Genomic DNA, 10,881 nt, shown 5'->3' with positions numbered 1-10,881 from the left:
CCCGGCACCACCGAACCCCGCACCACACCCGGCGCCACGTCACCGACCGACAGCGCCTCCAAGCCATCGACGAGACCGGCCCGGTCAGCAGCCAGCACCACAGCCCGATGCTCAAACGCGCTACGCGTCGTGACCAGCGACGACGCCACATCGGCCACCGACGCCTCCACCCCGGCCCGACCCCGGGCGTAGGTCAGCAACCGTTCGGCCTGGGCCCGCAGCGCATCCTCGGACTTCGCCGACACCACCCACGGCACGAGCGCCGACTCCCCGGGCTCCTCGGGCTCGCCGGTCACCGGCCCGGCGACGGGCTGCTCCTCCGGGAGGTGTTCCAGGATGACGTGCGCGTTGGTGCCACTGATCCCGAACGACGACACACCCGCACGCCGCGGACGATCCGTCTCCGGCCACTCCACCGCATCCGTCAGCAGCTCGACCGCACCCGACGACCAGTCAACATGCGGCGACGGCTCATCGATGTGCAGCGTCCTCGGCAGCACACCGTGCCGCATCGCGAGCACCATCTTCATCACACCGGCCACACCCGCCGCCGCCTGCGTATGACCGATGTTGGACTTCACCGACCCCAGCCACAGCGGCCGGTCCTCGGCGCTCCGCTCCCGCCCATAGGTCGCGAGCAGCGCCTGGGCCTCGATCGGATCGCCCAGCTTCGTGCCCGTACCGTGCGCCTCGACCGCGTCCACCTCGGCGGCCGACAGCCGAGCGCTCTCCAGCGCCGCCCGGATCACCCGCTGCTGCGAGGGACCGTTCGGCGCCGTCAAACCGTTCGACGCGCCATCCTGGTTGACCGCGCTGCCCCGCACCACGGCCAGCACCCGGTGCCCGTTCCGCCGGGCGTCGGACAGCCGCTCCAGCAGCAGCACACCGACGCCCTCCGCGAGCCCCATGCCGTCCGCGGCTCCCGCGAACGCCTTGCAGCGGCCGTCGAGCGCCAGGCCGCGCTGGCGGCTGAAGCCGATGAGGGCGCCGGGGTTCGGCATGACGGCGACGCCACCGGCGAGCGCCAGTGAGCACTCCCCGTTCCGCAGCGCCTGCGCCGCCAGGTGCAGTGCCACCAGGGACGAGGAGCACGCGGTGTCCACCGTCACCGCGGGGCCCTCGAAGCCGAAGGCGTACGCGACGCGTCCGGACACGACGCTGGCCGCGCTTCCCGTCATCAGGTGACCTTCGGAGCCCTCAGGCGCCTCGTGCACACGCGGCCCGTATTCCTGGTAGTTGGAGCCGATGAAGACGCCGGTGCGGCTGCCGCGCAGCGTGAGCGCGGGCACTCCGGCACGCTCGAAGGCTTCCCAGGAGGTCTCCAGCAGCAGCCGCTGCTGGGGGTCCATCGCCAGCGCCTCACGTGGCGAGATCCCGAAGAACGCCGGGTCGAAGTCACCCGCGCCGTAGAGGAAACCGCCCTCACGCACATACGTCTTGCCGGGCGCGTCCGGGTCCGGGTGGTAGATGCCCTCGATGTCCCAGCCACGGTCGGTCGGCAGCCCGCCGATCGCGTCACCGCCGGACATGATGAGCTGCCACAGCTCCTCGGGGGAGGACACGCCACCCGGGTAGCGGCAGCTCATCGCCACGATGGCGATGGAGTCGTCGTCGGAGTCCACGGGCACGGCCCGGGCCATCTCCGCCCCCGCCGCCGTCCGCGGGAGGGTGGGGATGTCCGCCTCGCCGGCCGTCGCCCCCGTCAGCTCGGTGAGGATGTGCTCGCTCAGGACGGCGGTGCTGGGGTAGTCGAAGGCCAGCGTGGCGGGCAGGCGCAGCCCGGTGGCCGCGTTCAGCCGGTTGCGCAGTTCGACGGCCGTCAGCGAGTCGAAGCCGAGGTCCTTGAACGCGCGCTCTGAGTCCACCGCGTCCGAGGTGGCGTGTCCCAGGACGGCCACCACCTGCGCGCGCACCAGCTCCAGGACGGTGTGCTCACGCTCGGTGGGGGTCAGCCCGGTCAGCCGCTGCCGCAGTCCCGAGGAGGCGTCGGCCGATGTGTTCGCGACCGCTCCGGCGGTGTCGGCACCCTCCTCGATACGTCGCATCGCGGGCAGTTCGTCCAGCAGCGGGCTGGGGCGGGCGGAGGTGAAGACCGGGATGAAGTTCTCCCAGTCGATATCGGCGATCGCCAGGTGGGTCTGGTCGTGGTCGAGCGTCTGCCGCAGCGCGGCGATGCCGAGCGCCGGGTCCATGAACCGCAGTCCACGCCGCCGCAACTGGTCCAGGTCCAGGGCCTCGGGCATGTTGTCGCCGGTGGCGTCCCACACTCCCCAGGCCACCGAGGTGGCGGTCAGGCCGTTCGCCCGCCGGCGCTCGGCGAGCGCGTCCAGGTAGGCGTTGGCGGCGGCGTACGCGCCGTGGTCGCCCACGCCCCACAGCCCGGACACCGAGGAGAACAGTACGAACGCGTCCAGCGGGGTGTCGCCCAGCAGCTGGTCCAGATGGGCAGCGCCCGCCACTTTCGCGTCCATGACCTGGGCGAACTCCGCCGAGGTCGTGGCGCCAAGCCCGGCCAGGTCGATATGGGCCGCGGCGTGGATGACGGCGGTGAGCGGACGGTCGTCGGGTACGGACGCGAGGACGCGCTGGAGCGCGGCGCGGTCCGCCACGTCGCAGGCGGCGACGGTGACCCGGGTGCCCTGGTCGGCGAGTTCGGCGACCAGGGCTTCGGCGCCGGGGGCGGCGAGCCCGCGGCGGCTGGTCAGCACCAGGTGTTCGGCGCCGTTGTCCGCCAGCCACCTGGCCAGATGGGTGCCGAGGGCGCCGGTGCCACCGGTGATGAGGACCGTGCCGCGGGGCTTCCAGGTGCGCGGCGCGGGGGTGTTCCCGAGGGGTGCGGGCTCGAGCCGCCGCAGCATCACGCCCGAGGCGCGGATCGCGACCTGGTCCTCGGGGCCGCCGTCCGCGAGCACTCCGGCGAGCCGGGCCCCGGCCCGGGCGTCCATGGTGTGCGGAAGGTCGATCAGCCCGCCCCAGCTGTCCGGGTACTCCACTCCGGCCACCCGGCCCATACCCCACACCGTCGCCTGGGCGGGGCTGGTGAGCGGATCGGAGCTGCCGATGGACACCGCGCCCTGGGTGGCGCACCACAGCGGGGCGCGGACGCCGAGGTCGTCGAGGGCCTGGATCAGGGCGAGGGTCAGGGTCAGGCCGGTGGTGGCCACGGGATGGTCGGGGGACGGGTGTTCGTCCAGCGGCAGCAGTGACAGCACGCCGGACAGCGTGTCCAGCGGGTGGTCGGCGGTGGCGGCGCGCAGCCGCTCGGCCATCGTGGCGCGGTGTGCGTCGTCCGCGCCCAGTTCGACGAGGACGACATCGGCGCCGTGTGCCGCGAGCGCCTCGCGGGAGGCCGTGACCAGCGGGTCGTCTGTGCGGGAGCCGGGCGCCAGCAGCAGACATGGCCCCGGGAGCGAGGCGGCCGGGGTGCCGCTCTTGGGGCGCCAGATCACGCGGTAGCGCCATTCGTCCACGGTCGATTCGGAGCGGCGCTGCCGACGCCACTGGGCGAGGGCGGGCAGGACGGTGCCCAACGAGGCGTGCTGCTCGGTGGATTCGACGTGGAGCGTGGCGGCCAGCGCCTCGGCGTCCTCGCGCTCCACGGCCTGCCAGAAGTGCGCGTCCGCGCTGTCTTCGGCCGGGGCGCCGTCGGTGGGGCGCGCGGTAGTGGCCGAGGTGAGCCAGTAGCGCTGGTGCTGGAAGGCGTAGGTGGGCAGGTCGACGGGGTGCGCACCGGTTCCGGCGAACACCGTCCGCCAGTCGATGGCCATGCCGCCGACGTGGGCCTCGGCCAGGGAGGTCAGGAACCGTTCCGGGCCGCCTTCGTCACGGCGCAGCGAGCCGACGGCCGCCACGGGGGTGCCGTGGACCTCGGCCGTCTGCTCGATGCCCATGGTGAGCACCGGATGCGCGCTGACCTCCACGAACGTCTGGAATCCCTCGTCGAGGAGTACCCGTACGGTCTCGTCGAAACGCACCGTCGCGCGCAGATTGCGGTACCAGTAACCGGCGTCGAACTCGGTGGTGTTCAGCACACCGCCGGTCACCGTGGAGTAGAACGGCACCGCGGAGGAGCGCGGGGCGATCCCGGCGAGGGTGCGCCGGATCTCGTCCTCGATGCTCTCGACGTGGGCGGAGTGCGAGGCGTAGTCCACGGGGACGCGGCGCGCCCGGATCTCGTCCGCCTCGCACGCCGTCAGCAGTTCGTCCAGCGCGTCGGCGTCGCCGGAGACGACGACCGCCGAGGGGCCGTTCACCGCCGCCACCGACAGCCGCTCGCCCCATGCCGCCAGCCGCTCCCGTACGCGCTCCACGGGCAGCGACACCGACACCATGCCACCACGCCCGGACAGCGCCCGCAGGGCCTGGCTGCGCAGGGCCACGACGCGCGCGGCGTCCTCCAGCGACAACGCACCGGCCACACACGCCGCCGCGATCTCACCCTGCGAGTGGCCGATGACGGCCGATGGCTCCACGCCGTACGAGCGCCACAGCTCCGCCAGCGACACCATCACCGCGAACAGGGCAGGCTGTACGACATCCACCCGCTCCAGCGCCGCGGGGTCACTGAGGACTTCCACCAGCGACCAGTCCACATGCGGCGCCAGGGCCGCCGCGCACTCGTCGATCCGCCGGGCGAACACCGGCGAGGAATCCAGCAGCCCGGCCGCCATGCCCACCCACTGCGACCCCTGGCCGGGGAAGACGAAGGCGGCCCCGGCACTGCGCTTGGCGACGCCTTCGACCAGTCCGGAGGTGCCCCGGCCCGCGAGGTGGCCGGCCAGGATCCGTGCGGCCTCCGCACGGTCCGCGGCCAGCACGACCGCGCGGTGGTCGAAGGCGGTCCGCGTGGTGGCGAGGGACAGTCCGATGTCCTCGGCCGCGACCTCCGGGTGCCGCTCCACGTGGTCCAGCAGCCGCCTGGCCTGGGCGCGCAGCGCCGCCTCGGACTTGCTGGACAGCGGCCAGGGGACGAGCGGCAGCGCCGTCGGGGGCACCGCCGCTTCCTCCGCCACGCTCGCCACGTCCGCACCGGGAGCGGCGTCGGTAGCGGCCGGCGGCGGCGCCTGCTCGATGATGGCGTGGGCGTTGGTGCCGCTGATGCCGAACGAGGACACACCGGCCCGGCGCGGCTCCTCACCCTCGGGCCATGCCGTGGCCCGGGTGAGAAGCTCGACGGTGCCCGCCGACCAGTCCACGTGGGGGGACGGCTGGTCGATGTGCAGGGTGCGGGGCAGCATCCCGTGGCGCATCGCCAGCACCATCTTCATCACACCGGCCACACCGGCCGCCGCCTGTGTATGTCCGATGTTCGACTTGACCGACCCCAGCAGCAGCGGCTGGTCCGCGGCGCGCTCACGGCCGTAGGTGGCCAGCAGGGCCTGTGCCTCGATGGGGTCGCCCAGCTTCGTTCCCGTCCCGTGCGCCTCGACGGCGTCGACCTGCCCGGCCGTGAGCCCGGCGTTGGCCAGCGCCTGGCGGATCACCCGCTGCTGGGAGGGGCCGTTGGGGGCGGAGAGCGCGCTGCTCGCGCCGTCCTGGTTGGTCGCCGTGCCCCGGACGACGGCCAGCACGGGGTGCCCGTTGCGGTGTGCGTCGGAGAGCCGCTCCAGGAACAGCATGCCGACGCCCTCGGCGGGCCCGAAACCGTCGGCCGCCGCCGCGAAGGGCTTGCACCGGCCGTCGGGCGCGAGCCCGCGCTGCCGGCTGAAGCCGATGAAGGTGCCGGGCGTGGCCATGACGGTGACGCCACCGGCCAGGGCGAGGGAGCACTCCCCCTGGCGCAGGGCCTGTACGGCCAGGTGCAGGGCGACCAGCGACGAGGAACACGCGGTGTCCACCGTCACGGCCGGGCCCTCCAGGCCCAGGGAGTAGGCCACGCGCCCGGACACGACGCTGATGGCGCTGCCGGTCACCAGGTGGCCCTCGACGCCGTCGGTGGCCTCGTGCACCCGGGGCCCGTAGTCGGGGGCCACGGCCCCGACGAACACTCCGGACCGGCTGCCCCTGAGCGAGGCAGGGTCGATGCCCGCCCGTTCGACGGCCTCCCACGAGGTCTCCAGCAGCAGCCGCTGCTGGGGGTCCATCGCCAGCGCCTCACGCGGTGAGATCCCGAAGAAGTCGGCGTCGAAGTCGCCCACGTCGTGCAGGAATCCGCCCTCGCGCGCGTAGGAGGTGCCGGGCCGGTCGGGGTCCGCGTCGTAGAGCGAGCCGAGGTCCCAGCCGCGGTCGTCGGGGAACGGTGTGATGGCGTCCTCGGCCCCGCTCAGCAGCCGCCAGAACTCCTCGGGGGAGCGCACCCCGCCGGGGAACCGGCAGCTCATTCCGACGATCGCGATCGGTTCGCGGGCCGCGGACTCCACGTCCTGGAGGCGCTGGAGCTCGTCGGCCGCCACCGTCTCCAGGTGCTCGGCGACGTCGTCCGCCACCGTCTCCAGGTGCTCGGCGACGTCGTCCGCGTCGCCGGGACCGGTGGCGGGGCCACCGGCCGGGCCGTACGGCGACGGGCCGCCACGGTCCCCGTCCCAGTGGGACAGCAGGCGCTTCAGCCTCTCGGCCACCATCGGGCGGGTGGCGTCGTCGGCTGCCGTGTCCGTTCCGAGCAACGCGGCTTCCAGCCGGTCGAGTTCGGCGGCCACGTCCGACGGGTCGTCCGTCGCCGCCACGGGGTTGATCTCCTCCCCCAGGTGTCCGGCCAGCGCGGCGGGCGTGGGGTAGTCGAAGATGAGGGTGGCGGGCAGCCGCAGCCCGGTGGCCGCGTTCAGCCGGTTGCGCAGCTCGACCGCGGTGAGCGAGTCGAAGCCGAGCTCCAGGAAGCCGCGGTCGGTGACCACCGCGGATGCCGTGCCATGGCCGAGGACCGTGGCGGCGTGTTCCTGGACCAGACGCAGCAGCGTTCGCTGCCGCTCCCCCTGGCCGAGCCCGGCCAGCCGCCGCGCCAGCGGCGCCTCACGCGAGCCGGGGTCTTCCTGGGCCGAGGCGCGCCGGGGCGCGACGGGCCGTCGTACGAGTCCGTGGAGCAACGGGGGTACGGGCGTGGCGTCGGCGGCGGCCGCCAGGTGGCCGAGGTCGAGCTGGGCGGGCACCACCACACCCTCGGCCAGCCGACCGGCCGTGTCGAACAGCCGCAGCCCGTCCTCGGTGGGGAACGGCACCAGTCCGACCCGTGTCATCCGCGAGAGGTCCGCCTGGCCGAGGTGTCCGGTCATTCCGGTGCGCTCGGCCCACAGGCCCCAGGCGAGCGACACTCCGGGCAGGCCCATAGCCCGGCGCCGCTGGGCCAGTCCGTCCAGGAACGTGTTGGCGGCGGCGTAGTTGGCCTGTCCCGCGGACCCCAGGACACCGGCGGTCGACGAGAACAGGGCGAACATGGCCACATCGAAACGGCGCGTCAGCTCGTGCAGATGCCACGCCCCGTCGACCTTCGCGCGCAGCACCGCGTCGAGCCGCTCCGGTGTCAGCGAGGCCACCGTTCCGTCGTCCAGGATGCCCGCGGCGTGGACCACACCGGTCAGGCCGTGTCCGTCGGGGAGGTCCGCCAGCAGGTCGGCCAGCGCGTCGCGGTCGGCGACATCGCAGGCGGCGATCGTGACCGAAGCCCCCAGGGCCGTCAGTTCGGCCTCGAGCTCCGTCAGGCTCCCGGCCGCGCGGCCACGGCGGCTGACCAGCAGCAGCCGGTGGATGCCGTGCTCCGCCACCAGATGCCGGGCGATCAGTCCGCCCAGGACGCCACCGGCGCCGGTGATCAGTACGGTCCCCTCCGGGGCCGGCGCGGCCGGAACGCTCAGCACCAGCTTGCCCACATGGCGCGCCTGGCTCATGAACCGGAACGCCTCGGGAGCCCTGCGCACATCCCACACGCGTGCGGGCAGCGGCTCCAGCACACCACGCTCGAACAGGGACACGATCTCCGCGAGCATCTCCCCGATGCGCTCGGGGCCCGCCTCGGCCAGGTCGAACGCCCGGTACAGCACGCCCGGATGGGCCGCGGCCACCGCGTCGGCGGACCGCACATCCGTCTTGCCCATCTCGATGAACCGCCCGCCCTCGGCGAGCAGCCGCAGCGACGCGTCCACGAACTCACCGGCCAGGGAGTCCAGGACCACATCCACACCGCGACCCGAGGACGAGTCCCTGAACCGCTCTTCGAACTCCAGCGTGCGCGACGACGCGATATGCGCCTCGTCCAGCCCGAGGCCGCGCAGGACGTCCCACTTGGCCTCGCTCGCGGTCGCGAACACCTCGACGCCCCAGGCCCGCGCCAGCCGCACCGCCGCCATTCCCACGCCACCGGCGGCGGAATGGACCAGCAGTGATTCACCGCGCCGTACGCCCGCCAGCTCCCGCAGCGCGTACAAGGCCGTCACGAACGCCACGGGGACGGACGCGGCCTCGGTGAAGGACCAGCCGTCCGGGATCCGCACCAGGGTGCGGTGGTCCACCACGGCCAACGGCCCGAAACCACCGGACCACAGCCCCATCACCCGGTCGCCGACGGCGAGGGACGTCACACCGGGGCCGGTGGCCACGACCACACCGGCACCCTCGCCACCCATCATGGCCTCGTCCGGATACATGTCCAGGGAGATGAGGACATCGCGGAAGTTCAGGCCCGTGGCGCGCACGGCGACCCGCACCTCGTGCTCGCCGAGTTCCCGGGTGGCGTCCGTGGCCGTGGCCAGCGCCAGCCCCTCCAGCGTGCCCGCTCCGGACGCCTCCAGCCGCCACGCCGCCGTGCCATCCGGTGGCGTCAGCACACCCCTCGCGGCGCCGGGTGCCAGACGTGGCACCAGCACCTCGGCGCCGCGCACGGCGAGCTGCGGCTCCCCGGTGGATACCGCCTGGTGCACCACGGCGAGCGATGGCTCGGCGCCGTCCACGTCCAGCAGGACGAAACGGTCCGGATGCTCGGCCTGCGCCGACCGCACCAGCCCCCACACCGGGGCCGCGGCCAGGTCGCGCGGGTCCGCACCGTCCTCGGTCGCCAGCGCGCCCCGGGTGACGAACACCAGCCGGGACGCTGCGAACCCGTCCTCCGCCGGCCACGCCCGCACCATGTCCAGGGTCCGGTGGGCCACGGCGTGTGTCGCCGGGACGACGTCCTCGCCGGGGGCGGAGGACACGGTCACGAACACCAGGTCCGGCATGGGAGCGCCGGATCGCACATGTGCTGCGAGAGCGGCGAGGTCGGCGTGTTCCTCCACCGATCCATCGGCCGCGTTCAACGCCCTGGCCAGGCCGAAGGGGTCCGGTCCGGCCACGGCGCACCGGTCAGTGGCGGGGGCCGGGGTGGTGGTGGACGTCGGGGTCGTGGTGGACGTCGGGCTGGTGGCGGGCGCCGCGATCCACTCCACCCGGTACAGCGACTCGCCGTCGTCGGCGGACGGCGCGAGCTGTGCCTCCGAGACCGGCCGGGTGACCAGCGCCTCCGCCGTCGCCACCGGCGTTCCGGCGGCGTCGGCCACCAGGACGGACATCCCATCTGTGCCCGCACGGGCCAGCCGTACCCGCAGCGAAGTCGCCCCGGTGGCGTGCAAGGACACACCGCTCCACACGAACGGCAGCCGGATCCCGTCCCGCTCCGAAGGCGAGGCGGCGGCGCACACCAGCCACGCGTGCAGCGCCGCATCGAGCAGCGCGGGATGCAGCCCGAACCGGGCCGCGTCGGCGCGCGCCCCCTCCGGCAGCGCCACCTCCGCGAAGACCTCGTCGCCCTTGCGCCAGACGGCACGCAGCCCTCGGAACACCGGCCCGTACGCCAGCCCGGTGGCCGCCACGTCCTCGTAGAAGCCCGCGATCTCGACCGCCTGCGCGTCGGCGGGTGGCCATGCCGTCAAGTCCGCCGGGCCCGTCGTCCCGTCGACGGCGGTGGAGTTCAGGGCCAGCATGCCCTTCGCGTGGCACGTCCACGACGCGTTCGCGACGTCGTCACGGCGGGCATGCACGCTGAACTCGCGCTGTCCGTCCGGCCGGGGCCCGCTCACGACCAGCTGCACCTGGACCGCACCTTCGTCGGGCAGCACCAGGGGCGCCTCCAGCGTCAGCTCCTCCAACCGGTCGCAGCCGACCGCGTCACCGGCCCGCGACGCCAACTCGACGAACGCCGTACCGGGCAGGATGGCCCGGCCCAGCACCGCGTGGTCGGCGAGCCAGGGGTGGGTACGGAGCGACAGTCGGCCGGTGAGCAGGAAACCGTCCGAGTCGGGCAGCGGCACGGCGGCGCCCAGCAACGGATGCCCGGCCGAATCCAGCCCCACCGATGCCACATCACCGGCGGTCTCGACGGTCTCGGACTCCAGCCAGAAGTGGGTGCGCTGGAAGGCATACGTCGGCAGATCGACGCGCCGCGCGCCCGTCCCCGCGAACATCCCCGCCCAGTCGACGGACGCGCCGCCCACGTACGCCTCGGCCAGGGAGGTCATGAAGCGCTCCAGGCCACCTTCGTCGCGGCGCAGCGAACCGACGGCGGTGACGCGGGTGCCGTGGTCCTCGGCGGTCTGTTCCACGCCCATGGTGAGCACCGGATGGGCGCTGGCCTCGATGAACACCTGGAAACCGTCGGCCAGCAGGACCCGGACGGTCTCGTCGAAGCGCACCGTCTGACGCAGATTGCGGTACCAGTACCCCGCGTCCAGGTCCTCGGTGTGCAACGCACCGCCGGTCACCGTCGAATAGAAGGGCACCGACGACAACCGAGGGCTGATCCCCGCGAGGGCTTGCCGAAGCTCATCTTCGATGGCCTCCACATGGGCGCAGTGCGAGGCGTAATCCACCGGAACACGCCGCGCCCGGCTCCCCTCGCCCTCGCATACGGCCAGCAGCTCGTCCAACGCCTCCGCGTCACCGGAGACCACGACCGCCGAGGGCCCGTTCACCGCCGCCACC

Annotated in this window: 1 protein-coding gene; it reads right to left on the bottom strand. The window is 73.6% G+C overall.

Annotated features, from left to right (window positions below; all coding sequences use genetic code 11):
* Positions 1-10,881, bottom strand: a 10,881-nt coding sequence (locus IEJ02_RS46905) for a type I polyketide synthase (protein ID WP_191070372.1), incomplete at both ends; no start/stop codon positions are given.

It is taken from the genome of Streptomyces sp. 5-10, assembly GCF_014712245.1.
GTDB lineage: Bacteria > Actinomycetota > Actinomycetes > Streptomycetales > Streptomycetaceae > Streptomyces > Streptomyces violaceusniger.
Note: the sequence above shows the minus strand (reverse complement) of the source record. Positions and strands in the feature narration are given on the sequence as shown.